At 42.2% G+C, this 25,268-nt stretch carries 23 protein-coding genes and 2 tRNA genes; 6 read left to right on the forward strand and 19 right to left on the reverse strand.

Annotated elements, in window-relative coordinates; translation table 11 throughout:
• On the forward strand, positions 1 to 672 hold the full coding sequence (locus tag Q0L00_RS15060) for a LytTR family DNA-binding domain-containing protein (protein WP_297337714.1): 672 nt from the start codon (positions 1 to 3) through the stop codon (positions 670 to 672).
• On the opposite strand, the gene Q0L00_RS15065 is transcribed toward Q0L00_RS15060, so the two are convergent.
• On the reverse strand, positions 669 to 1,547 hold the full coding sequence (locus Q0L00_RS15065) for a helix-turn-helix domain-containing protein (protein ID WP_297337715.1): 879 nt from the start codon (positions 1,545 to 1,547) through the stop codon (positions 669 to 671). The genes Q0L00_RS15060 and Q0L00_RS15065 overlap by 4 nt on opposite strands.
• A 133-nt stretch (positions 1,548 to 1,680) precedes the next feature.
• Here Q0L00_RS15065 and Q0L00_RS15070 point away from each other — a divergent pair, with 133 nt between their 5' ends.
• The 3 genes from Q0L00_RS15070 to Q0L00_RS15080 all read left to right on the forward strand — a co-directional run bounded on the left by Q0L00_RS15070 (position 1,681) and on the right by Q0L00_RS15080 (position 7,278).
• Entirely contained in the window at positions 1,681 to 5,184 is a 3,504-nt protein-coding gene (locus Q0L00_RS15070; RefSeq protein WP_297337716.1) for a PVC-type heme-binding CxxCH protein, read from the forward strand.
• Positions 5,185 to 5,186: 2 nt separating this feature from the next.
• On the forward strand, positions 5,187 to 6,047 hold the full coding sequence (locus Q0L00_RS15075; RefSeq protein ID WP_297337717.1) for a sugar phosphate isomerase/epimerase family protein: 861 nt from the start codon (positions 5,187 to 5,189) through the stop codon (positions 6,045 to 6,047).
• Between the two features lie 112 nt (positions 6,048 to 6,159).
• Complete coding sequence (locus Q0L00_RS15080; protein ID WP_297337718.1) at positions 6,160 to 7,278, forward strand: Gfo/Idh/MocA family oxidoreductase; 1,119 nt, start codon at positions 6,160 to 6,162, stop codon at positions 7,276 to 7,278.
• A gap of 388 nt (positions 7,279 to 7,666) precedes the next feature.
• Here Q0L00_RS15080 and Q0L00_RS15085 read toward each other — a convergent pair.
• From Q0L00_RS15085 to Q0L00_RS15095, 3 genes are all read right to left on the reverse strand, one after another.
• Positions 7,667 to 7,739, reverse strand: a tRNA-Thr gene (locus Q0L00_RS15085).
• A 110-nt stretch (positions 7,740 to 7,849) separates the two neighbouring features.
• The gene (locus Q0L00_RS15090; protein ID WP_297337719.1) at positions 7,850 to 9,862 is read right to left on the reverse strand and encodes a DUF349 domain-containing protein; all 2,013 of its coding nucleotides are present in this window, start codon (positions 9,860 to 9,862) and stop codon (positions 7,850 to 7,852) included.
• 47 nt (positions 9,863 to 9,909) lie between these two features.
• Entirely contained in the window at positions 9,910 to 10,479 is a 570-nt protein-coding gene (locus tag Q0L00_RS15095; protein WP_297337720.1) for a YqgE/AlgH family protein, read from the reverse strand.
• Positions 10,480 to 10,711: 232 nt separating this feature from the next.
• Between Q0L00_RS15095 and pdxH the strand changes: the two genes are divergently transcribed.
• A complete protein-coding gene (gene pdxH, locus Q0L00_RS15100) occupies positions 10,712 to 11,347 on the forward strand; it encodes a pyridoxamine 5'-phosphate oxidase (RefSeq protein ID WP_297337721.1) in 636 nt (211 codons plus the stop codon).
• 3 nt (positions 11,348 to 11,350) lie between these two features.
• Here pdxH and bshB1 read toward each other — a convergent pair whose 3' ends face one another.
• The 8 genes from bshB1 to Q0L00_RS15140 form a co-directional block, all read right to left on the reverse strand.
• Positions 11,351 to 12,070: a bacillithiol biosynthesis deacetylase BshB1 gene (gene bshB1 / locus Q0L00_RS15105; RefSeq protein WP_297337722.1), complete on the reverse strand. Its 720-nt coding sequence runs from the start codon at positions 12,068 to 12,070 to the stop codon at positions 11,351 to 11,353.
• Positions 12,071 to 12,074: 4 nt separating this feature from the next.
• Complete coding sequence (locus tag Q0L00_RS15110) at positions 12,075 to 13,115, reverse strand: M23 family metallopeptidase (RefSeq protein WP_297337723.1); 1,041 nt, start codon at positions 13,113 to 13,115, stop codon at positions 12,075 to 12,077.
• A gap of 9 nt (positions 13,116 to 13,124) precedes the next feature.
• Positions 13,125 to 14,069 (reverse strand): thioredoxin-disulfide reductase, encoded by a 945-nt coding sequence (trxB, locus tag Q0L00_RS15115; protein ID WP_297337724.1) that lies wholly within the window; start codon positions 14,067 to 14,069, stop codon positions 13,125 to 13,127.
• A 158-nt stretch (positions 14,070 to 14,227) separates the two neighbouring features.
• Complete coding sequence (locus Q0L00_RS15120) at positions 14,228 to 15,091, reverse strand: RNA polymerase sigma factor RpoD/SigA (RefSeq protein WP_087938112.1); 864 nt, start codon at positions 15,089 to 15,091, stop codon at positions 14,228 to 14,230.
• Positions 15,092 to 15,153: 62 nt separating this feature from the next.
• Positions 15,154 to 17,295: a polyribonucleotide nucleotidyltransferase gene (gene pnp, locus Q0L00_RS15125; protein ID WP_297337725.1), complete on the reverse strand. Its 2,142-nt coding sequence runs from the start codon at positions 17,293 to 17,295 to the stop codon at positions 15,154 to 15,156.
• 100 nt (positions 17,296 to 17,395) lie between these two features.
• The gene (gene rpsO / locus Q0L00_RS15130) at positions 17,396 to 17,671 is read right to left on the reverse strand and encodes a 30S ribosomal protein S15 (RefSeq protein WP_297337726.1); all 276 of its coding nucleotides are present in this window, start codon (positions 17,669 to 17,671) and stop codon (positions 17,396 to 17,398) included.
• A gap of 61 nt (positions 17,672 to 17,732) precedes the next feature.
• Positions 17,733 to 19,520 carry an LptF/LptG family permease gene (locus Q0L00_RS15135; RefSeq protein ID WP_297337727.1) on the reverse strand — a complete coding sequence of 596 codons (1,788 nt, stop codon included), beginning with the start codon at positions 19,518 to 19,520 and terminating at the stop codon, positions 17,733 to 17,735.
• A 72-nt stretch (positions 19,521 to 19,592) separates the two neighbouring features.
• Positions 19,593 to 19,988 carry an START-like domain-containing protein gene (locus Q0L00_RS15140; RefSeq protein ID WP_297337728.1) on the reverse strand — a complete coding sequence of 132 codons (396 nt, stop codon included), beginning with the start codon at positions 19,986 to 19,988 and terminating at the stop codon, positions 19,593 to 19,595.
• A gap of 218 nt (positions 19,989 to 20,206) precedes the next feature.
• On the opposite strand from Q0L00_RS15140, the gene Q0L00_RS15145 reads away from it, so the two are divergent.
• A tRNA-Met gene (locus Q0L00_RS15145) sits at positions 20,207 to 20,280 on the forward strand.
• A 259-nt stretch (positions 20,281 to 20,539) separates the two neighbouring features.
• On the opposite strand, the gene rplT is transcribed toward Q0L00_RS15145, so the two are convergent.
• The 7 genes from rplT to Q0L00_RS15180 form a co-directional block, all read right to left on the reverse strand.
• The gene (rplT, locus tag Q0L00_RS15150) at positions 20,540 to 20,884 is read right to left on the reverse strand and encodes a 50S ribosomal protein L20 (RefSeq protein WP_297337729.1); all 345 of its coding nucleotides are present in this window, start codon (positions 20,882 to 20,884) and stop codon (positions 20,540 to 20,542) included.
• A gap of 102 nt (positions 20,885 to 20,986) precedes the next feature.
• Complete coding sequence (gene rpmI / locus Q0L00_RS15155) at positions 20,987 to 21,181, reverse strand: 50S ribosomal protein L35 (protein WP_087941465.1); 195 nt, start codon at positions 21,179 to 21,181, stop codon at positions 20,987 to 20,989.
• A gap of 24 nt (positions 21,182 to 21,205) precedes the next feature.
• Entirely contained in the window at positions 21,206 to 21,757 is a 552-nt protein-coding gene (gene infC / locus Q0L00_RS15160) for a translation initiation factor IF-3 (protein WP_297337730.1), read from the reverse strand.
• An 84-nt stretch (positions 21,758 to 21,841) separates the two neighbouring features.
• A complete protein-coding gene (gene thrS, locus Q0L00_RS15165; RefSeq protein WP_297337731.1) occupies positions 21,842 to 23,791 on the reverse strand; it encodes a threonine--tRNA ligase in 1,950 nt (649 codons plus the stop codon).
• Between the two features lie 159 nt (positions 23,792 to 23,950).
• A complete protein-coding gene (locus Q0L00_RS15170; RefSeq protein WP_297337732.1) occupies positions 23,951 to 24,274 on the reverse strand; it encodes a type II toxin-antitoxin system RelE/ParE family toxin in 324 nt (107 codons plus the stop codon).
• Positions 24,256 to 24,498: a hypothetical protein gene (locus Q0L00_RS15175; RefSeq protein WP_087941469.1), complete on the reverse strand. Its 243-nt coding sequence runs from the start codon at positions 24,496 to 24,498 to the stop codon at positions 24,256 to 24,258. Before Q0L00_RS15175 ends, Q0L00_RS15170 begins: the two co-directional genes overlap by 19 nt.
• Before the next feature lie 122 nt (positions 24,499 to 24,620).
• Positions 24,621 to 25,184, reverse strand: a complete 564-nt coding sequence (locus tag Q0L00_RS15180) for a hypothetical protein (RefSeq protein WP_297337733.1) — start codon at positions 25,182 to 25,184, stop codon at positions 24,621 to 24,623.
• Positions 25,185 to 25,268: the final 84 nt, after the last annotated feature.

Here is a 25,268-nt window from a genome sequence, read left to right on the forward strand (position 1 = left end):
ATGATCAAATCAATCGCTATTGACGATGAGACCTATGCGTTGGAGGTAATCAAATCCTTGGCCGAGCGGGTTCCATTTCTGGAAATTGAAGCTACGTTTACCAATGCCATCGAGGGCTTGGAATATGCAAAGAATGGTTCTGTCCAATTGGTGTTTTTGGACATTAATATGCCGGATATTTCAGGAATTGATGTAGCTACTTTGCTCCCCAAAGACATTTTGATTGTATTCACCACCGCGTATTCAGAGTTTGCCGTCCAAGGGTTTGAGTTGGATGCCCTAGATTATTTGCTTAAACCGTTTAGTTTAAGTCGATTTCTGAAAGCCTGTCAAAAAGCCCAAGAGTGGCTCGATCTCAATACGGCATCCGACAACAGGTATACCTTTGTGAAAACCGCCGAAGGACAAATCAGAATTGATTTTGATGAGTTACATTTTTGCGAGGCCCAAGGCAATTACGTAACCTTCCAATCCAAAAGCCAAAAAGCAGTCAGCCGAATGACCTTGACTGAGGTAGAAACCATCCTTCCCGCTTACTTTATTCGTTCCCATCGCTCCTATTTAGTCAACAAGCACCTGGTCCAAAAAATTGAACGCCATCAGATCTGGGTGGGGCCTTACAAAGTCCCTGTTAGCGGGTCCTATTACCAGGATTTGATAGCTAAAGTCTAGCTGCCAAAACTGTTTATAAACTCCCGACGATATTCTCCTGGGGTTTGATTCATGCGCTCGCGAAATAGTTTGTTGAAATTTGAAAGAGTTAAAAAACCACTTTCATAGGCAACTTCACTGATATTTAGGTCCGTATCATGCAAAAGTTTGCAGGCATGCGAAATCCGTAAATCGGTCAAGAAGTCCGAAAATGATTTGTTTACTCGGGCTTTAAAAAATCGACTGAATGCACTGGGAGACAGATTGGCCAACGCAGCCACTTTTTCTAAACTAACTTTGGTTTGAAAGTGCTCCATGACATATTCATACACGTGACCCATTCGGTCCTTTTCGGACTCTTTATGCGTATTGATGTAAGCTGCATCTGCGATTTGTACACTTTCTGGGGAAGAGGCAATTGCCTCTAAAATTTGAATTAAACGGATGATCCTACCTACCCCTTTTTCATGTAGGAGTTCGATCATTTGAGTTTTGATCCATTGGTTGGTTTTTCCAAAAATCTCAATCCCTCGTTGGGACTTTTGGAGCATTGCTGCGATAGACTCAAACTCTTCTAATTCAAAGACCGAATTTCGTAAAAAATCCTCGGGAAAATAGATGACAATCCCATGGGTTTTCAAAGTGGAATTCGGTTTAAAATAGGCTTGATCATTTCTCCAGAGATGAGGTAGATTGGGGCCTGTCAAGACCATGTCCCCTTCTTTGAAGCTTTTCACATGATCGCCAATAAAACGGGTACCCCTACCTTCCAGAGCGGTAAATAATTGGTATTCTGAATGAAAATGCCAATTCACATCAAAGTAAGGGGCAATTAACTCCTTGATCACAAAAGCTTTATCCTGAGGGATCCTTGATTTTTTGACTGGTTTCTTCACTTAGTTATGCAGTATTCTTTTTGAAAACTAGTTAAAAATAACAAAATACAGTCAAAAATTAAGAGAATACAGTAAGGTAGAGTGGTGTTTTTTATGGAATATAGTACTTCGAAATTACCGTAAAGTTAAACCCATGAATAACCCAAATTTCTTCAAAAGCATTTTAATGCTTTTTGTACTTGGAATAGTGACTTTGGCGGGTTGCTCGGACAAAAAATCTTATTTGTCCATGACCGAGCCCCGACGAGTTGAAATTCTAGTCCTCGGACATGAAAGTGAACATCACAATTCCGAAAAATTGATGATGTATCTTGGTACTCCGCTCTTTCAAAAAGGGATCAATCTCACCTACACCACGGATCCCAATGATCTCAACGATGAGAAACTCTCCAATTACGATGGCTTGATGATCTATGCCAATCATGATGAAATCACCTCTGAGCAGGAAAGCGCACTCAAAGATTACGTGGAAGGGGGAAAAGCTTTGATTCCCATACACAGCGCCTCTTTTTGCTTTAGAAATTCAGATTGGTTTGTAGAGACGGTCGGTGGCCAATTTAGCCGGCACGGTGTGGGAGATTTTACCGCGGAAATCGTAGATCCCTCCCACCCCATCATGGAAGGAATCGAAGAATTTGAAACTTGGGATGAAACCTACGTCCACGCTTCGGTCAATCCTGACATGCATATCCTGATGGAACGAGTGGACCAGGAAGGTCGCGAACCTTATACTTGGACCCGAGAGCAGGGAAAAGGAAGAGTTTTTTACACGGCCTATGGACATGACGAGCGCACTTGGCAAAAGGATCAATTTCAACAATTGGTAGCCAATGGAATTCTTTGGGCAGTAGGTGATCAAGTTGGTGAGCTGTTGGCAGCTTATGCTATTCCAAAGCCTGAATTCAGAGATGCAGAAATCCCCAATTATGAGCGAAGGGACCCCGCCCCGCGTTTTCAGCTTCCGCTTTCCGCAGAAGAAAGCCAAAAACTCGTACAGGTTCCGGTAGATTTTAAATTAGAATTATTCGCCTCCGAACCCATGATCATTAATCCGATTGCCATGACTTGGGATGAGCGAGGACGACTATTTGTGATTGAGACCACCGACTACCCGAACGAAGTCCGTAAAGACGGAGGAAATGACAAGATCAAAATCCTTGAAGACACCGATGGCGATGGCAAAGCAGATAAAGTCACCGTTTTTGCCGATAACCTAAATATCCCAACCTCCATTACTCCAGTCAATGGAGGTATGCTGATTTCCATGGCTCCTGATTTTGTTTTCCTCAAAGATACCGATGGGGATGATGTCGCCGATGTCCGGGAAGTGATTATGACAGGTTGGGGAAAAAGTGATACCCATGCCGGACCCTCTAACCTCAAATATGGATTTGATAATAAAATCTGGGGAGTATTGGGATACTCGGGCTTCAATGGCGAAGTTAGTGGTCAGCAGTTTAATTTTGGACAGGGGGTTTACCGCTTTGACCCCAATGGGGAAAACTTAGAATACCTCGGTAATACGTCCAATAACACCTGGGGATTGGGTTTTACTGAAGATTTTGAAACCTTCATCTCTACGGCTAATGGACAGCACAGTGTGTATTTTTCCATGGAGAATAAATACATCCGCAGACCCATTTACCAAGGATCGGCCAATACCGTTCACGGAATCGATTCCCACTACGATATGCCTCATTTGACTCCGTTTTTACGTCAGGTGGATTGGCATGGTAGCTATACTGCTGCTGCAGGCCATAATTTCTATACGGCTCGGAATTTTCCCAAAGAATATTGGAACCGTATCGCTTTTGTAGCCGAACCGACCGGAAGGGTTTTGCACAATGCCATTATTAATCCAGACGGATCCGGATTTACTGAGAAAAACGGATTTAATATTTTGGCTAGCTCTGATGAATGGTTTTCACCTGTTCATGCTGAAGTAGGCCCAGATGGTGCACTTTGGGTAGCAGATTGGTATAACTTTATTATTCAGCATAACCCTACTCCAAGAGGTTTTGAAAATGGGGAAGGAAATGCCTATATCAATCCTCTTCGGGATGCCAAGCATGGGCGTATTTACAGGCTGGTTTACAAAGGAGCAAAGGAAGCTGAGCAATTTGACTTAAGCGAAAAAAACAACAGCGAACTTCTGGCAGCGCTGAATAGCGATAATATGTTTTGGAGATTAACAGCTCAACGCTTAATCGTCGAAAATCAGATGCAGGAGCTTCTTCCTGAACTTTACCAAGTTATCAGCAATCAGGAGCAAGATGAAATCGGCTTAAACCCACCTGCTATTCATGCGCTTTGGACTTTAAAAGGACTAGGGGCTTTGGATGGAAGCAATCCAGAAGCTGAGATGGTTGTAGAGAAGGCACTTCGCCATCCTTCTGCTTCGGTTCGAAAAAATGCACTAAAAGTTTTGCCTAAAACACCAAGAGCCTTAAAGGCGATTTTAGCGTCCAATCTATTGAAAGATGAAGATGCCCATACTCGAAAGCAGGCATTTTTGACCGTGGCAGAAATGCCATTTTCAGAAGATGCTGCTAAGGCAATAGTTCCATTAGCTGAAGATCAAACCAATGCTCAAGACAGTTATTTGCCACAGGCAATGTTTGCCGCAGTCCTCTCCCATCCTACCGAATTTTCCAAAAGGGAATTTACTATGACTAATGGTGAAAGTGCCGATGAGGAAGTTTCCCTGGCAGACCGGATCAGTCGAAGTCTGATCAGCGAGCAATACCCGCTCGATCAGCGAAATTCCATTCTTTTTCCACCCGATGTAGCTGGAAAGGAAATTGACCTTCGTATGATCATTTCCAAAGGAGATGATCCATATGAGGGCGTTTTGGTAGCTCAGGGAAATAATACCAATGGATACAGCCTTTACCTATACCAAGATGCCTTGCATTTTGCCGTAGCACAAAATGAAAAGCTAACCCTCATCAGTTCTTCTAAAAATCTCCCCGAGGAGCAATTTGTGATCAATGCGAGCCTCAAGGAAGACGGCACGATGAGTCTTGGAATCAATGGCAATGAAATTGGCAGGGCAAAAGTGGGTGGGCTTTTTGAAGAGGAACTCAATCCCAAAAATGTGCGTGTCGGACGCAATGATGGTCGAAATGTCGTTGGCAAGTACGAAGGTACGTGGTGGTTTGGTGGGAGATTAAGCAATAAATCTACGCTTTCGTTGACCAAACCCGGAGTTGAACTCGGTTCAGAAGAATCCTCAACTGAGGCTACTGCCACTGCCAACGGAACCTCAATGATCAAGCTCAGCGTGATCCCTCACGAAATGAAATTTGACAAAGCAACGTTTACCGTGAAAGCAGGTTCGCAAGTCACCATTGACTTTGAAAACCCGGACTTTATGCAGCATAATTTGGTGATCGGGCAGAAAGGCAGCATGGATGCCATCGGAAAAGCGGCGGATGAATTGGCAAGAAATCCCCGCGGTGCTGAGCAAAACTATGTACCTGAGATTCCAGAAGTGATCATTGCCACCGCACTAGTCGATCCGGAAGGTAGAGAATCTCTGGTATTCACCGCTCCTACTGAGCCTGGGGAATATCCTTTTGTCTGTACCGTACCGGGTCACTGGAGAATTATGAACGGAATCATGAAAGTAGAATAAGCATGGCTTTAGACGTAAAATTCGGAGTGAGTACTTGGCTTTGGACCTCTCCCTTTAATTCAGAAGCTTTCAAACTATTTCCGAAAATCAAGGAATACGGCTATGATGCTGTTGAAATTCCCGTTGAAGATCCGGGGTTGATCCATTCGACTGAAGTCAAAAAAGCACTCGCAGATCATGGCTTGGAAGCGGTGATTTGTGGTGCCTTTGGACCTAGCCGCGATCTGACACATGAGGACCCTTCTTTTCATCAGACCTGCTTTGATTACTTGGACCAATGCTTTGCGATAGCGGCCGAATTGGGTACTGGCTTTGTTGCCGGTCCCATGTACTCGGCAGTAGGAAAAGCCCGATTGGTTTCAGTTGAGCAAAAAAAGGTCGAATGGAATCGGGCAGTGAGCAATTTGCGGAAAGTCTGCCAACGGGCGCGTGAACATGGATTGGAGATCGCAATTGAAACGCTAAACCGATTTGAAACCGACCTGATCAATACCTCCGAGGAATTAATGCAACTCATCATTGACATTAATGAACCCGAAGCCAAAGCGCTTTTAGACGGTTTCCATTTGAATATTGAGGAGCCAAGCATTGAACAAGCCATCCGAAATGTAGGCTCAAAGTTGATTCATGTGCAGGTTTCTGAAAATTACCGCGGTACTCCAGGAACAGGCCAAACCAACTGGGATGCATGGAAAAGAGGCTTGGAAGCGGTGAATTACAGTGGAACCATCTCCATTGAAAGTTTCACTCCCGAGGTAAAAGAACTTGCTGGAGCAGTCTGCATCTGGAAACCGCTGGTGCCCTCTCAGGATGGCTTTGCCAAAGAAGGGCTGGAATTTCTACGCAATTGGGCATCAAAATAAATGTAAAATAGGATTACCCTTCCTCTCTCCCAAACCAAGTTTGGCGCAGGCTACGCAGGGTAACAAATTCCGATTATAATCAATCTTTTTCAACCCAAAACATAACACACACATGAGCAAAAAACCTATCAATATCGCGATCATCGGCTTAGGCTTTGGAGCGGAATTTATCCCGATCTACCAAAAACATCCGCTAGCCAATATGTACGCCATTTGTCAGCGAAATCAAGAAAAAGCCGAGACCATCGGGAAAGCCTTTGGAATTGAACACGTTTATACCGATTACGATGAACTGCTTAAAGACCCCAATATTGACGCCGTTCATATCAATACTCCGATTCAAAATCACGCGGAGCAATCTCTGAAGGCCCTTCGTGCCGGTAAGCATGTAGCCTGTACCGTTCCGATGGCTACCACCGTCGAGGAATGCCGGCAAATTGTCGAAGAAACTGAACGGACCGGGCTTACCTACATGATGATGGAGACCGTGGTCTATTCCCGCGAATTTCTATTTGTCAAGGAGATGTATGAAAAAGGTGAGTTGGGTAAAATCCAGTTTCTTCGAGCCTCCCATCAGCAGGAAATGGCTGGATGGCCGGGATATTGGGAAGGCCTCCCTCCTATGCACTATGCGACGCACTGCGTAGGTCCTGTCTTGGCTTTACCGAAAGGAGAAGCAGAATACGTATCCTGTTTGGGTTCGGGTAGAATCGATGAAAATTTGATTCCGAAATACGGGTCTCCTTTTGCCATTGAAACCTGCCACATCAAGCTGAAAGACTCCGATTTGGCGGCAGAAGTCACTCGCTCTTTATTCAATACAGCCAGACAATACCGGGAAAGTTTTGACGTCTACGGTTCCAAAAAATCCTTTGAGTGGACATTAATCGAACATGAAGATTCGGTGATTCACACCGGAGAAGTTCCCCAGCGGGTGAAGATTCCAGATTATGCCCATTTATTACCGGATGAAATTGCCTCTTTTACCACACAGGGAGTCTATGACCAAGACGAAAATCAGCATTTATCTTTTATTCAGGGCTCTGGCCATGGAGGATCCCATCCGCATTTAGTGCACGAATTTTTAGTTGCCTTGACTGAGGAACGTTCCCCTTATCCTAATGCCCGACAGTCGGCTAATATCACCTGTGTTGGGATTTTAGCCCATGAGTCTGCCATGGATGGAGGTAAAATCAAGCATTTGCCAGAGTTTACCTTGAGTAAAAAATAAGGGGTTTAGAAGGTAGCTTTTTAAACGCTGATGGCTCCTTGTTCCTCATCTTAGGCAAGAATAGAAATCAGTAGAAAAGCGGGATTAAAAAAAAAGACTCTGACAGGATTTTAAACCGTGCATGGGTAGCTTTAGAAAAGAGAAGCCACCCGTGTACGTTTTTTTTTGCCTTTATTGGCTAGTTTCCCCACTCCGAAGAGCTCCTAGCTCTTCCCATTAAAGAAAATAGTTTAATTATTAGTTTGTTTCAATCTGTTAAGCTGTGGGTAAGAATATCGGATTTACGGATTGGCAACAGTCAAGCCGCAAACTGGATCCGAGATTTCTTTGGCCTGGATTTCAACACTCCTTAAATGCAAAAAACCACTCATCTCTGAGTGGTTTTTTGAGCCCCTTGCCGGGATCGAACCAGCGACCTACTGATTACAAGTCAGTTGCTCTACCAGCTGAGCTAAAGAGGCTTTTATCTTTAACGTGGTGCAAATATAGGCCTTCATTCCATTGCTACCAAATGCTGGGATTTGATTTTTTCGGTTTAAGACCTATCTCACTAATTCTGAGAAAGATTAATTTAGAATTCCCGCAAAATTGATAGGCGCTTTTTCAGTTTGTCTATCTCCTCCTCGGCTTTTTGGATCTTGACATCAAATTGATCCTTGAGCTTATCGGCCGTTTTGGATGCTGCAAAAAACTCCAAATTGGTTTTCCAAAGGGTGATGTTGTTCTCCAAATCCGAAATCTGCTTGCGGATGCCGTGCTCCTTTTTGTTGAAGGTTTTTACCGCATTTGGATCAGATTGAATTCGGTTCAGATTTAATCGGAATAAGAAGTCTTCCCGATCAAAATTCTCAGGATCGAGTTTTTCCAAATAGGTGTCCACGGCCGCTTTAAATTGGGCCTGGATTTCTTTCATATTTTTGCGGGGCACAAATCCGATCTCATTAAACTTGCTCACAAATGCAGTCAACTCCTCTTCAGATGGGGCTCCTTCTTGGGAAGCTTTGATGATTTCCTCGCAGACTTCTTTCTTCTTTTTGTAATTTGACTCGTATTCAGTATTAGCCTGTTTATTGGAATTTCTACGGCTTTCAAAAAAGGAATCGCAGGCGTTTTTAAAGCGCTTATACAAACCATCTCGGCTTTTCTCGGGAGTAGGTCCGAGTTTTTTCCACTCTTGCTGCAGCTTGATCAGTTCATTTGCTGTGGTTTGCCATTCGGTAGAATCTTTAAGTTCCTCCGCTTTTTGAATCAATTCCTCTGCTTTGGACTGATTACTAGCCCGGATCTCATCGAGCTCTTTGAAGAAGTGGTTTTTATTTTGGAAAAACTGCTTGAATCCAGACCAAAAAGCCTTATTGATTTCTCTTCCGCTTTCTCGGGGAACTTGCCCTATTTTTTCCCAAGCCTTTTGAATCTCCAAAATTTCTTTGGTTTTGGTATTCCAGTCTTTGATTCGATCTGCTTTAAATTCGGTAAACGCTGCAAGTTTTTCGATCAAAGCCTCTTTGGATTCCTGATTCTTTTTGAAGATCTCCTTTTGGCTATCGTAAAATTCTTTTCTGCGATCATAAACCGCGTCTGAGGCTTTTTTAAAACGCTGCCAAAGAGTTTCTTGCTCATCTCTAGGAACAGGTCCGATATGCTTAAACTCCTCGTGAAGATCATTGAGCGTTTTGATTGCCTCTTTTAAGTCCGGTACCTGCTGAAGGGCCTCGGCTTTCTGACAAAGCTCCAGTTTGCTTTCTAGATTCTTCTTCCGGTCTAGTTCCTTGAGCTCAAAGTAAATGCTTCGATTGTCGTAAAAACGATCCATCAATGCATTATAGCTCGCCCACAAGTTTCTGTTTTGGGCAGAAGGTACCGGTCCAATAGATTTCCATTCATCTTGAATAGCCTTGATGGCATTCATACTGAGTGTGGTCTCTTCCCCATCTACCAATTCACGAAGCCGGTTGAGAATATCTGTTTTTGCCTCGAAGTTTTTCTCTTTTTGTCGCTCAGATTCCTTTCGGATGGTGGATACCTGTTTTCTGAATTCGAAATAAAACTGATTAAATTCTCGTTCCTCCTCAGATGGACGGAAATCAAAATCGTCTTCGACGCCACCTTCAGATTGGAATTTTTCCAAGGCTTCCTCGCGCTCCTTAGCCGTAATTTCATCAAATGCTGCCTTGATGTCATTAATCTGCCTGTCGGATTTGAGTGGATTGGTACTTTCTTTTAGTTTATCTTTGAGAACCTGAAGAAGTTGTACCTTGTCCATGCCGGACAGATCAAGTTCTTCTTCCGGGTGTTCATCCTCGTGATGTTCTTCTTCTTCCTCGGAAGCTTCCTCCTGATGTTCTCCTTCGGTATTTTCTACCGGATCTTTTTGGCTTTCTGCAGTCGCATCTGGTGCATTGGGAATAGGTTCGGTGATTTCCTCAGATGGAGATGAAGAAGCCGCACCTTCCTGAACGGGAATTTCTTCCATTTGCTGGTCGGATCCTGTTTTCGGGTCTTCCGTTTTACCCTTTGCATCCGCTTGATCTGCTGCTTGGGTCACCTTGTCTTTTTCAGACATATCTTCGTTTTTTTCAGTCATAAAAACACTAAATTTCGAGGCAATATGGGCAAAAGTAGGGATTTTGCCTAATTTAATCTTGGGTCTAGTGGATAATTTGCGAGAAGCTTAAAATCTCCCCCCATGTTTAATAGAATCTTTCGCCAGAGTTCATCCGGGGTATATTGCAAGGTAAATTCATCCAGGGCATCCTTGCAAACAATCCAGGTATTTTCGGTAAGCTCCTCGACCAATTGATCAGGTGCCCATCCTGAATACCCTAAGAAAAAATGAAAGTCGGAAGAATCAAATTCTTTTGACTTTAGTCCTTCCACAAGCTGATCAAAATTACCTCCCCACCACATATTTGGGCCGATATTGATACTTTCATCGAGTTTCTTATCTCCTTGATAAATATAGTGAAGTGTATTTTGCTCTACTGGTCCACCCACATAGACTTCTTTGTCCAAAAAAGACAGGCTCTCCACCAGTTCAGAAAGCTTTAGAATGGAGGGCTTATTTAGGATGAAACCAAAGCTTCCCTCAGCATTGTGCTCACAAAGCAACACAACGGATCTGGTAAAATTTTCATCTAGCAAAAAAGGCTCTGAGATCAATAAATCACCAGCCGAAAGGTCGGGAATCTTGTCAATGCTCATAAAGAATCAATTATGGTTGGGATTAAAAATATATGCCTAAATTTTATAAATGCAATGCTGATCGTACTTTTATTGTTGAAAAAAATGATTCATCTGATCTGCATAAAGGGACAAAATTGTGCATAACAAATAGGAAGGGTTCCAGTTTTACCCTAAAATCGATTGCATCAACAAAAGCAGGGCTTTTTGAAGAATTGTTTTTCGCAGAATAGTTAAAGAAAAAATGAAACCCATGGATATTGCCTCAATACGAAAAGAATACTCCCTTAAATCTCTAGACAAAAATGACGTCCATGATGATCCAATGATTCAATTTAAAAACTGGCTCCAAGAGTCCATTGATTCGCAAGTGCTGGAGGCCAATGCCATGACTTTAGCTACCCATGGGGAGGGTGGCTATCCCAATGCACGAATTGTTTTGCTCAAAGAAGTCGATCATGGTTTTGTTTTTTTTACCAATTATGAAAGTGAAAAAGGGCGAGAACTAATTCTAAATCCAAAAGCTGCGCTGACATTTTTTTGGGCTGAACTAGAGCGGCAAGTTCGTGTTCTTGGAAAGGTTGAACAAATCAGTGCCGCAGAATCAGATGAGTATTTTTTCAGCAGACCGCTCGGATCACAAATCGGAGCCTGGACCTCCCCTCAAAGTCATAAAATTGCTTCCCGTGAGGTATTGGATCAAAAACTGAAGGAAATGGAAGATAAGTTTGCCAAGGAAAAAATTAAAAGACCTCCTTTTTGGGGAGGTTTTCGATTGATTCCTCATAAAATCGAATTCTGGCAAGGAAGACCCAGCCGGCTTCATGATCGTATCCTTTACGAATACACCAATCAAAATGTATGGGAAATTTCCAGGCTAGCCCCTTGATTCTTATTTCAAGTCAAATAGATCCTCTGAGCCGATCATCCGCTCCACGGTGAATCCCTCTCCGTAAGTTTTGAGGATTCGATGCCCCATTTCTCGAGCTCGAGCTTCAATAAATGGCAAAAAGTCAGGATTGGAAATAAAGCTTTCCGGTTCTTGACTATTCGGATCATGAAATTGAGATTGATATGCCAGAATGCTTTTAACTTTGGTGTCCCAGTATTCTGTGATATCAAATACAAAATCCGGTTCGATGTAATTATTTTGAATGTAGTGATATACAAATTTTGGTCTCCAGGCCTCCTGAGCTTTCCCTTTGTAGGTAGTTTCGATTTTGCGAAGCCCACTCATAAAACAGGCATTGGTCGCTAGGCTTGCACCTTTACCATGGTCAGGATGACGGTCACGAATGGCATTGGCCAAAACGATTTCCGGTTGGTATTTTCGGATAATTTTGATGAGCTCCAGTTGATGTTTCTCATCATCTAAAAATAAAACATCCTGAAAGCCCATATTTTCCCTTGCTGAAAGTCCTAAGATTTTTGCAGCCTCATCGGCTTCTTTTAATCTTATCTCTGGGGTGCCTCTGGTGCCCATTTCACCTTGGGTTAAATCTACGATTCCTACCTTATGCCCTTTGGCAACGTGCGCCAGAATGGTACCCGAACAACCAAGTTCGGCATCATCGGGGTGAGCGGCGATTACTAAAATGTCTAATTTGTTCATGGAATTATCTGACTCGTAGATTTTGACCAATTCGGAGAATACTTCTGGTAGAAATTCGATTTAATCGGGTAAGCGTGCTGATGCTCACGCCATACCTTCGTGCGATACCGCCAAGGGTATCTCCTCTTTTTACCCGATGATAAGCTGCTGTCCGGGCTTTGGCAACTTGGTTGAAGGTAGTTGGGGTGATTTGGTAATCTTGATATTTAATTTTTCCATTGGGAAAATCATACACCAACTCTGGATCAAATGGCAGACCCCGATACCGAAGTTCATAATGCAAATGAGCGCCTGTACTTCTTCCTGTACTTCCTCCCCTGCCAATTACATCACCAGCTTTGACCTCGTCGCCAACTTTGGCAATTAATTTTGACATGTGCCCATAAAGTGTTTCCAGACCATTTTTATGCCTAATCACCAAAAAATAGCCATAGCCATAGCGATCGTAGGAACGAACCCGGACAATGCCATCAAAAGCGGCATAGACTGGGTCACCGGTGTTTAAGTCCAAATCTGTCCCATAGTGCATTCTTCCCCATCTGGGCCCGTAGGAGGAATTAATTTTCAAGATTTCTGAAGGCATTTTCCATTCATAACCAAAAAACGGATCGTAAAGACGGAGATTTACTGTGTCTTGAAACTTTCGGACATCAAAATTGTAGATGTCGACTTTTTTAGAATCCCAGGCTGAATAATATTCAAATGCCGTTACCCAAATGCTATCGATTTGGATTTGCTCTGAAACTTTGACCAGACGGTTGGTAGGAGCCCAAATCATCAGATTTTGATCTTCTGCGATGATGGATCGCGACTTCCTTAAATTGACGTTATTTTCAAAGATAAGGGAGTCCGTAATAGAGCTTAACGACTGCAAGTAGCTTTCCTGATCAAAAGTCCTCAACTCTATATTTCTTCGCTCTTGAGGAACGGAAATGGTTTCTGACTTACTTTTTTTGATGATTTTCGGAAAAATTTGAGCATTGGCCGTAGGTAGACCAATGCTCAAAATTAATCCTATACATAGTATCAGGTGTGGATACTTCATGAATGCGTTTTAATGATTCTCCAATGCAGCTAAAAACCTCTCAGCATCCAGTGCAGCCATACAACCTGTTCCTGCTGCAGTGACCGCCTGTCTGTAAATATGATCCTGAGCATCTCCACATGCGAAAACGCCCTCTACGTTGGTTTTGGTACTGCCTGGGATGGTTTTTATGTAACCAGACTCGTCCATGTGGATAAAGTCTTTGAAGACACTGGTGTTTGGCTGATGACCAATAGCAACAAAGAAGCCAGAAATCTTGAGTTCTCGTTTTTGGTGTGTAACATTATTTATTACCCGAGCGCCGGTCACTTCTTCTTCACCTAGAATCTCTTCTGTTTCAGTGTTCCAAAGGATTTCTATTTTAGGATTGTTCATCACACGATTTTGCATAATCTGGGAAGCGCGCATTTCATCCCTTCTAACAATCATGTAAACCTTGCTACAGATATTTGCTAAATAAGAGGCTTCCTCACAGGCGGTGTCGCCAGCTCCTACAATAGCCACATCTTGACCTCTAAAGAAAAACCCATCACAGACTGCGCAAGCAGAAACCCCTTTGCCATTTAAGCGGGTTTCGCTATCTAGCCCCAGCCATTTGGCAGAGGCTCCGGTAGAGATAATGACCGTATCGGCATGGACAGTAACCTGTTCATCCACCGTGACTACATAGGGTGTTTGGCTGAAGTCAACTGCAGTGACCATTCCGTAGCGGACCTTCGTCCCAAATCGCTCGGCCTGTTTTCGGAAATCTTCCATCATCTCAGGCCCCATGATCCCATCGGGATATCCGGGATAGTTTTCCACGTCTGTGGTAATGGTCAATTGACCTCCCGGCTGACCTCCGGTATAAAGCACGGGATTTAATCCCGCACGAGAAGCATAAATAGCTGCAGTATATCCTGCAGGCCCTGATCCGATGATCAGCACCTTTACTCGTTCAATGTCTTGATTCATCTTTAAGAAGTATTAAATCGGGTAAAATTTGACAAATATTGGATGGTAACAAAACTACCAATTGTTAAAATTCCCAAATGTGACTCTTATCCTATGAAAATCAGTCACTGGGTGCCAGGTTGACTAAAAATAAAAAAGGGAGTCGCCTCCCCTTTTTGTTAACCTAAGTAAGGCTTCAGTGTCTTACTTCGAGAAGTGTGCCTTAGCCTACGTATTGCTTTTTCTTTGATCTGCCTCACCCGCTCTCGGGTAAGATTAAATTTCTCGCCAATTTCCTCAAGGGTCATGGCTTGCTCTCCGTTCAATCCGAAATAAAGGGTGATCACATCGGCTTCACGTTGCGTTAGGGTAGACAAAGCACGCTGCACTTCTTTTCGAAGCGAGTCGTTCATCAGTTCATCATCTGGCTTTTCATCCCCGTCATTTTCCAAGACATCCAAAAGACTATTTTCCTCACCTTGTACAAAAGGTGCGTCCATAGATACATGACGTCCGGAGATTTTCATGGTATCCACAACCTCGGAAGCAGTTACTTCAAGCACTTCGGCTAGCTCTTCTGGAGAGGGCTCTCGCTCAAATTTCTGCTCGAGTTCACTGAATGTTTTGGAGATTTTATTTAATGACCCCACCCGGTTCAATGGCAATCGCACAATTCTAGATTGCTCGGCCAATGCCTGCAAAATTGATTGACGAATCCACCAAACGGCGTAGGAGATAAATTTGAATCCTCTGGTTTCATCAAATCGCTGTGCCGCCTTGATCAATCCCAAATTCCCCTCGTTGATCAAGTCACCCAGAGAGAGTCCTTGGTTTTGATATTGCTTTGCTACTGAAACCACAAATCGAAGATTGGCTTTGGTTAACTTCTCCAAGGCCAATTGGTCTCCTTCACGGATCCTCTTTGCCAAAACAACTTCTTCGTCTGCAGTTAACAAATCTACCTTTCCAATTTCCTGAAGGTATTTGTCCAGGGATTGGCTTTCTCTGTTGGTAATCTGTTTACTGATTTTTAGCTGCCTCATTCAGAATAATGATTTGTGTAATTGATTTTTAGATATGGAATGTAATCAAAGGAAGGCTAATCTTAACCTTTTGGTTCCTGTTTTTCTGGTTTTGGGATTAAAACTTTTCTGGAAAGCTTAAATTTCCCAGTCTTTTTATCCACATCGATAAGCTTAACGACGATTTCCTCTCCAGGTTCAAGAACACCTTCCATGCTTTCCAGACGCTCCCATTTGATTTCAGATATATGGAGTAAACCATCTTTACCAGGCATAAATTCCACGAAGGCGCCGAAAGGCTGAATATTTTTCACTTTACCGGTGTAGGTCTCTCCGATCTCCGGCTGAGCGACAATTGCTTTGATACGCTTGATAGCCGCATCCATATTCTCCTGATTGGCAGAGAAAACGTTGATTTTACCTTGATTATCGATCTCTTCGATCACAATCGTAGTACTGGTATCTTTTTGAATTTCCTGGATTACTTTTCCACCAGGCCCGATCACTGCACCGATCAATTCCTTAGGAATCATCATTACAAAAGATCGAGGAGTATGAGGTTTTAAATCCGGTTTTGGAGCAGCGAGTGTTTTGTTGATTTCATTCAAAATATGAAGTCTGCCTTCTTTGGCTTGATGCAACGCTTCTTTCAAGACCGAGTAATCCAATCCTTCTACTTTCAAATCCATCTGACAAGCCGTGATTCCCTTCTCAGTACCCGTGACTTTGAAATCCATATCTCCCAAATGATCTTCATCTCCTAATATATCAGAAAGGATGGCATACTTTCCAGTTTTGGCATCAGAAATCATTCCCATGGCAATTCCAGTAACCGGTGCTTTGATTTTTACCCCTGCATCCATCAGGGCCAAAGAACCTGCACAAACGGTGGCCATGGAAGAAGATCCATTTGATTCCAAAATATCGGATACGATGCGGATGGTATAGGGGTTTTCAACCTCAGAAGGCAACACTTTTTTCAAGGCTCTCATCGCCAAGTTTCCGTGTCCTACTTCTCTTCTGCCCGGACCTCGATTCGGTTTTACCTCCCCTGTAGAAAATCCAGGGAAGTTGTAATGAAGGAAAAATTTATTGTATCCAGAAATTACAGCTCCATCCACCATCTGCTCGTCCATTTTGGTACCTAATGTACAGGTGGTGACGGATTGGGTTTCTCCTCTAGTAAACACCGCAGAACCGTGTGCTGAAGGTAGGTAATCCACCACAGACCAAATCGGTCTCACTTCGGTAAGATTCCGGCCATCCATTCGTTTTTTGGTATCTAATGTGAAGTTTCTTGCAGCTTCTTTGTGAATTTTGTGAAAATAAGGACCGATCAAACTCGCCTCATATTCATGCTCCTCACCCAATGCCTCTACAAACTCATCTTTGATCTCTTTAATCAGAGCAGATCGCTCGCTCTTGTTTGCAATTTGCTTGGCAACCGACTGATATAATTTATCATACAATTCTGAACGCATCTTGTCAAACAGCGCTGGATCCGATTTCTCGTGATTGTATTCTCGCTTTTGCTCCTTTCCTACTTCTTTGGTCAGTTCAAGTTGTATTTGACAATGACGTTTGATCTCTTCATGTGCAAATTCCATGGCCTCAACCATTTCATCTTCTTGGATTTCGTTGGCTTCGCCCTCTACCATCAAAATGAAATCCAAGGATCCAGCTACGATAAACTCCAAGGAAGCCTTCTCAAGATCGCTGGGTTTGGGGTTGATGACTAATTGACCATCAATCTTTGCTACGCGAACCTCAGAAATGGGTCCATTAAACGGGATATCAGAAACTGCCAATGCTGCCGATGCAGCCAATCCGGCTAAACAATCTGGCAAAACCTCCTCATCTGAGGACATTAAAGTAATGGCAATTTGTGTATCTGCATGATAATCGTCGGGAAAAATAGGACGAATCGCTCGATCAACAATACGGCTAATTAGAATTTCATAATCGGAAAGTCTTCCTTCCCGTTTCAAAAAACCTCCAGGTATTTTTCCGGATGCTGCGAATTTTTCTTGATAATCCACAGACATAGGTAAAAAGTCGACTCCTTCTCCAGCCTCTTTTTTGGATACTACTGTAGCCAAAAGCATGGCTTTCCCCATTCGTACTACTACAGAACCATCAGCTTGCTTTGCCAATGCACCTGTTTCAATAGTGATTTCTCTACCATCCTTAAGGGTGATGGTCTTAGTGATTAAATTTGGTAACATAAATTATGATTTGTATTATTTTTCTCGTTTTAAAAATTAAGGCATCCAGTTTAAAAAGAAAAAAGTAAGGTCCTCCAAAAGAGAACCTTACCTTGATTCGTTATTTTCTGATTCCTAATTCAGAAATAATCGCTCTGTATCGCTCAATGTCAGTTTTGATTAAGTAATCGAGCAAGCTTCTACGCTTACCTACGAGCTTAAGTAATCCCAAACGTGAGGAGTGGTCCTTTTTATTGGACTTCAAATGTTCAGTCAAATGCTGAATTCTGTGAGTAAAGAGGGCAATCTGAGACTCAGGAGATCCTGTGTCAGTTTCAGATTTTAACCGTCCATGATTTTTAAACAACTCTTGTTTTTTCTCTGATGTTAAATACATGTTTAGCTAAATTAATTAAAACAGCTACAAAGGTAAGGGTAATATTCCAAATTAGAAAATATCAACTGCTTTTTGAAGCGCTACTCTTCCAGCGTTTCTGGATAGATTTCCACCATTCGATGTAAAAATCAGGTTCAAATAGTCGCGCATCTTTTCTGGCCTGCTTCAAGAAAAACAAACCAAAGGGCAAAAGCATCACACAGGAAAACCAAGTCCCGATCAAGGGATCAGTAACTCCCTCTTTTGCCCATTTTTCTCCGGTAATGGTCAGCATATAGTATACGATGAAAAATATGATGGAAACCAAAACCGGCATACCCAGTCCTCCTTTTTTGATAATCGCTCCCAAGGGGGCACCGATCAAAAACATGACAAAACAGGCAAATGCCTGAGTGTACTTTTGATACCAAGCGATTTCAAATCTTCTGAATTCCCGCTGGTAATTGTCAATTTGCACTTTTTTCACCTGAAAATTATTCTTTAAGTTCCGAGAATTATTCAGCGCCATTGTGAGTGCATTGGAGCGATAGCCTCTTTTATTGACCAGCGAATCGATCAATTCCCGCTCATCATCGGTCAATGGAGTAGTACGGGTTAGGGTTACTTTCCGATCATCAGGATCGTCAGCGACAGGATTATCCACCATTGCCTCTTCTAATCTGCGTTGCGGACTTAAAGGCTTGGACCTATTGGATCTCTTGGCTTGTAAGAGTGAATCGACTCTGGGGTTGGCCGGTTTGGAGGCAGTTACCGGAAGTGAACCACTAGAGTCCAAGGTGACCCCCAAACTTTCTTTGAAATCCAGCACGACGGTATCTTTTTTCTGATCCCCTAAAACTTGTTTTAGGGAATCCATTTCACGTCGCTCTTTTCTACTCATTTCGGCGCGAAGCGAATCAGCCATTGCCTTTCGTTCCATGATCGGATCCAAGGGGTCCAGGTTTCTGGTTCGCGAATAAAATGGAAAAATACTTTCTGCTTGTCGATAGTTTTGGAATTGTTGTTCGTTGACCAAAGAACGAATCGAGTCTAGGCCTAATTTGATTTGCGAAATATTTTTAATGGATCGATTAGTAGACCAAAGGTCTTCCGGAGTACGGCTGAGCTGAAACTCATCTAGATCAAAAATTATGATATTTTCATCAAAAGTAGTCCGGTTGAAGGGAATTGGCTTTTCTGCAATTCCTCGCATTCCTCTCTCCTCATGATAATTGGTTCCTTGGTAAAGGGTCAATTTCATGTAGTTATCATTGAAAAATTTCTCCATCCGGCCAGAGTCAGCTACGGTCACATCCAAGTTTCCCGAACCTGCACCGTGATTATAAATAATGATATCTTTTAGGTCATTGTCGTTTAATTTTTGATTGACTTTGATACTGTAGCCGGGAATGCCTGCATAAAATACGCCTTCTCGAATATCCAACGCCGGAGACTTCATCCGAATGTCATAGAGCAAACTAAAGGTTTTAAGATTGACTTTGGGTACTAAATAATTATTTGAAAAAAAGGCGGCTATCATCAGAAAAACAGTAAACACGCCAATGGGTCGAAGTGCCCTGACCAACGAAATCCCACTGCTTTTGATGGCTGTAATTTCAAAATGTTCTCCTAGATTCCCAAAAGTCATCAAGCTGGACAGTAAAACAGCCAAAGGCAGCGCCATTGGAGAGATACTGATTACAAAATAGCCGATCAACTCAGCATAGATCCAAAAGCTCAGTCCTTTACCAAATATTTCATCAAAATATTTAAGCATGTTGACAATCAACAAAATGAAGTCAACCACCACAAAAGTCAATAAAAATGGCCCTATAAAAGAGCCAAGTATTAATTTATCTAATTTTTTCATAGAAAATCCTCTTCCTCGTCCCAAATACGAAACAACGATTTTTGAGGTTCAAAATTGGTGATTTAGATTGAATTAACCACCAATTATTTCTTTCAGTTTACCAATCAACCCTTCCCAAATTGCAGTCAATTCATCATCATCATACCCATCAGAATAATCAATTACCTTTAGAAAAAGCGTCTGGGTTAATTCATTTTCTTCCAATTTAAATTCAATGAATGCGTGATCCTTTTCCTCAGGATTTGTGGGGTCGAAAAACTCAAATTTCACATGGGAGTTAATTCTCAAAGAAGCGAGTTTGGCAGGATGATCTTCCCCGTCGAAATTAAAAATGTAGACTTTGTCTTCATTAATTCTCACTTCATCTGCAAACCACTCCTCTAAACCGCTAGCAGTACTTAAATACTGAAAAACAATTTTTTTTGAGGCATTAATTTGATAATCAGCAACAAACTTATTTTTAACCATGATTTTTAAATTTCTGGAGTGAAAATTTCACTTTTTTAAAGAACGTCAACTTGCATTTCACAGCACAAGACCTCATATTTGCATTCCCATTTGAAGGGGGACATTGTCCAGAGAAAATGAAAGATTTTCGCTCCTGAACTATTGAAATTCGACTGTGTCATAATATAGGCATTAATTCGAACATTCGATATCAAAATTAAAATATTGGAAAAAATTATGGCGAGGTAGCTCAGTTGGTTAGAGCGCAGGATTCATAACCCTGAGGTCACGGGTTCAACTCCCGTCCTCGCTACAAAGGCTTTCGGAAACGGGAGCCTTTTTTTGTTGATGGGGTATCCACAAAAAGAAGGGTCCCTATCGGGCTATTCCAAGGTGCACAGGAGAGAAAATAGAGGCTACCATCAGTCGGTAAATCCAAGGCTACTTCTACCCTTGGAACTGCCAAAACTTTCTGATGCAGCGACCTTTTAATTTTGGGGGCATTTTTAAAAAATGCGCATAAAAAAAGCCTCCCCGAAGGAAGGCTTTCTGCAAAATAAGGTGTGCCGACCTTATTTTACTCTTTCAACTACAGCTTTGAATGCCTCTGGGTGATTCATGGCCAAATCTGCCAAAACCTTACGGTTTAATTCGATATCGGCTTTTTTCAACATACCCATAAACTGAGAGTAGGAAATTCCATGCTCACGAGCACCAGCATTGATTCGCTGAATCCACAATGCTCTGAATTCACGTTTCTTTGCTTTTCTGTCTCTGTATGCATACTGAAGACCTTTCTCATACTTGTTTTTGGCTACAGTCCACACATTTTTACCTCTACCGAAGTAACCTCTGGTGGCCTTTAACACTTTTTTTCTTCTTGCTCTTGACGCTACTGCGTTTACCGATCTAGGCATAGTTTTTTGTTTTTTGACGCTTGGTGTCCTGACGATTTAGGATCTTTAGAACCAAAGCACCTGGTGAATAAATAAACCTTAATTAATTGATAGACAAATTGATCAGATTCTCAACATGTCACGTACTCGGCCCTCATCAGACTCGTGTACCAAACCCGTTTTGGTCAGGTTACGTTTTCTTTTGGTGGCTTTCTTGGTCAGAATGTGGCTTTTGAAAGCGTGTTTCCTTTTGATTTTACCGGTTCCCGTTAAGGCAAACCGCTTTTTTGCACTTGATTTAGTTTTTACTTTAGGCATCTTACTGTATTTATTTAGTTGAAATTATTTCTTCGACTGCTTGGGTGCGATGAAAATATTCATTCGCTTTCCTTCTAATTTGGGCAGCTGTTCCACCGCTCCGTAATCTTCCAAAGCCTGGGCAAATTTCAGTAAAAGCATCTCTCCTCTTTCTTTGAAGACTATACTTCTACCCACAAAATGCACGTAGGCTTTAACTTTGGCACCTTCTTTCAGAAAGCTAATGGCATGCTTTAGTTTAAAGTTAAAGTCATGATCATCGGTATTGGGGCCAAAACGAATTTCCTTCAAAACAACTTTTGCTGCATTCGCCTTAATCTCCTTTTGTTTTTTCTTTTGCTCGTACTTAAACTTCGCATAATCCAAAATCTTACATACGGGAGGATTGACGCTGGGTGAAATCTCGACCAGATCCAAGTCGTTTTCTTCGGCCAGTTTGATGGCTTTGTCTGTAGGCATCACTGCGTTTCCGCCCTCTACAAAATCTCCTACTACCCGTACTTCTCTTGCTCTGATTCGTTGATTTACCTTATATGGTTCTTCTTGTCGACCTCTGTGTGGTTGTCTGTCTCTCAAGTTAGCTGTTGTTGTTTTTGTGAAATTGACTGCAAATATCGGAATTATTTTTAATCGAAAAAAGCGGAATAAAATTTTACCAACTTATTCTTTACTCAACGATTCTGAAATAATCCCCTGAAAATACTGAATAAACTCCTCAATCGAGTAGTTGCCGAGGTCACCTTCTCCATGCTTTCTTACCGAGAGCACGCGATTTTCCTGCTCTTTCTCACCCACAATGAGCATAAAAGGCACTTTTTTCACTTCCGAGTCTCTAATCTTACGACCGATTTTCTCATCTCTGTTATCAATACTACCGGTGATTCCAGCATCTTCCAACAAGGATTTGACTTCCTCAGCGTAAGTGATAAATTTCTCAGAGATCGGAAGAATATTAATTTGTTCCGGTGAAAGCCAAAGCGGGAAATTACCCGCACAATGCTCAATCAATACTGCGACAAATCGCTCCAAGGAACCAAATGGCGCACGGTGAATCATCACCGGTCTATGCTTGGCATTGTCCGAACCGATGTATTCCAATTCAAAGCGCTCAGGTAGATTATAATCCACCTGAATAGTTCCCAACTGCCATTTTCTACCCAACGCATCCTTGACCATAAAATCAAGTTTCGGGCCATAGAAAGCCGCTTCACCCAATTCGGTGACGGTTTCCAAGCCTTTTTCGGCTGCTGCCTCAATAATTGCGGCTTCGGCTTTGGCCCAAGCCTCGTCCGTTCCGATGTATTTCTGCTTGTTTTCGGGATCCCGAAGGGAAATCTGGGCAGTGTAATCTTCAAAACCCAGAGCTTTAAACACATAAAGCACCAAATCAATCACTTTGATAAACTCTTCCTTTACTTGCTCCGGACGGCAGAAAATATGGGCATCATCCTGGGTAAATCCTCTCACCCGGGTTAATCCATGCAACTCTCCACTTTGCTCGTAGCGATAGACCGTTCCAAATTCAGCATAGCGAATCGGCAAATCCTTGTACGATCGCGGCTTATGCTTGTAGATTTCGCAGTGATGAGGACAGTTCATCGGTTTGAGCAAAAACTCCTCCCCTTCATGTGGAGTATGAATCGGCTGAAAGGAATCCTTTCCGTATTTTTCATAATGACCCGAAGTCTCATACAGCACTTTGTGCCCGATATGAGGCGTGGTCACTTGCTCGTATCCTGATTTGTCTTGAGCTTTTTTCATAAAAGCAACCAATCGCTCCCGTAAGAGAGTCCCTTTTGGTAGCCAAAGCGGTAGCCCCTGCCCTACTTTTTCAGAAAAAGTAAACAACTCCAATTCCCGCCCAATCTTGCGGTGATCCCGCTTTTTGGCTTCCTCCAATAAGGTAAGGTATTCCTGTAGCTCTTTTGCCTTGGGGAAAGTGACCCCGTAGATTCGGGTTAGCATTTTCCGCTTTTCGTCCCCTCTCCAATAAGCTCCGGCAATATTGGTCAGCTTCACCGCTTTGATAAATCCGGTATTGGGAATATGAGGACCACGGCAAAGATCCGTGAAATTGCCCTGCTCATAAAAAGTGATCGAACCGTCTTCCAATCCTTCCAAGAGATCGAGCTTATACTCGTCGCCTTTTTCCTGATAGTATGCGATGGCGTCTTTCTTTGAAATCGCTTTTCGGACATATTCATTTTTTTCCCGGGCCAGTTCGATCATTTTTTGCTCGATCTTTTCCAATTCGGATCCATCCAAGGTGTGATCGCCAAAATCTACATCGTAGTAAAAACCCGTTTCAATTGGCGGGCCGATACCAAACTTGATTCCAGGATAAAGCGCTTCCAACGCTTCTGCCAATAAGTGGGCGGAAGAATGCCAAAAGGTGTTTTTCCCTTCCCCGTCATTCCAGGTCAACAGCTGAACGTTGGAATCCTGCTCGATCGCACGGGTAGCGTCCCATACCTGACCGTTGACTTTTGCGGCTAGGACATTCCGGGCTAAACCCTCGCTGATACTGGCAGCAATCTGTAGTCCGGTAGTTCCTTTTTCGTATTCCCTTTCCGATCCATCCGGAAGGGTAATTTTAATGGATTGTGACATAAAATAAATAAGCCTTTACAAACAGGCGTTTGGTTTAAGATGCAAATATGCGAAGAGTGATCACAAAGGAAAAATTTAGGCGAAAGGAATGTGTAAATCAATTTTGAATATCCAGTGGATTTTGTAAAAGTCTGACTTCTGAAAAAGCCAAAAACTGTCTTATTTACTTTCTTTTGACTTTTTTAAGGCACTAAAAAGTTCCTTGGGGTCTTGACGATTGTCCCAAAATGCCACAATGGTGATTTGAAGGCCATCAACTTTGTAATAGATACTAAAATTACCTATCGGAGCGACCCTTACCCCATTGAATTCTGTGGACTTGTAAATAAATGGTCTTTTGGATAGTTGCCTTGTTTTCTTTGAAACTAAATCTAAAAGTTTTTTTGAGTAGGTGGTGGACTTATTTCGATTAACCCAATATTTTAAAACACCTATAAATTGAAGATCTGCTGTTTTTGTCCAAATTACAATGCGTTTAGCCATTCCAGATTTCTTTTGTCCATGGCTTCTTGTGAAATTAACTTCCCATTTTTAATATCCTCCTCACTCATTTCCAACATCTTCTTTTGATCTTCTGTCAATTTTGACATTTCGAATACTGAAGAATCAGAAGAAATCAGCTGATCCAAGGCTTGCAAAAAATCCTTATTATTGATAGAGAGAATTTTCTCAATTAGTCCATTTCGTAAACTGTCAACTGTAGCCATTTTAATTTAATTTTATAGCTTAAAATTCGGCATTTTTTAATTTAATACCAATTCAGCAACGATATCAATATCGAAGAATAGACTTTGTTAAAAGATTTTCTAATAAAATCCACTCAAACGATTCAAAAACTCTTCCCAAAACTTAGTCCGGCCCAATAAGGATTGAAGGACCAATTTCCTCCTGTTCTTGGCGGAAAGTCAATAATTGGCGTATAACCCAATCTAAAAAAGAATCCACCTTCCGGTTTTTGGTACCTGTATCCGACTCTAAGAGGAATGAAGGCGTCAATAACCACTATATCTCTATATCCAATCGTTTCCGAAACTAAATCTAAGCTTGTGCCTAAGTAGGGGGTAAACCCAATTCCCATTTCCAGGTGATGATTTGACTTTCCGTAAAAGGCTGTCATCTCCAAAGGAACTGTAGGAAGCCAAGTAGTCCTCGAATCTAATTTTTCATGCCTCCACATAGAAAAACCTGCACTGGCACTTAGCTTTAGCTTCCCTTTTTGATGGAAAATCTTGCTGTAGTTAACTGCATAGATCCCAGAACTTCCTCCAACTTCAAGATAAATCCCTTTTTTTGCGGTGAAGGTTCCGGGTTCGGTCTGAGCTGTTGCCCCTAAAGAAATAGCGAAAGTCAAGATCAAAACTGAGATAAAAGCTTTTTGGAATAGATTTTTCATGATTGGGACTTTAAAAATGAAATCATCTGATCGATAAAGATCTCTGAGTTAGACTATTCCTCTAAACTAATCGTTTTTTTTTTC

The sequence above is a fragment of the Algoriphagus sp. genome (genome assembly GCF_024305035.1).
In the GTDB taxonomy this organism is placed as follows: domain Bacteria; phylum Bacteroidota; class Bacteroidia; order Cytophagales; family Cyclobacteriaceae; genus Algoriphagus.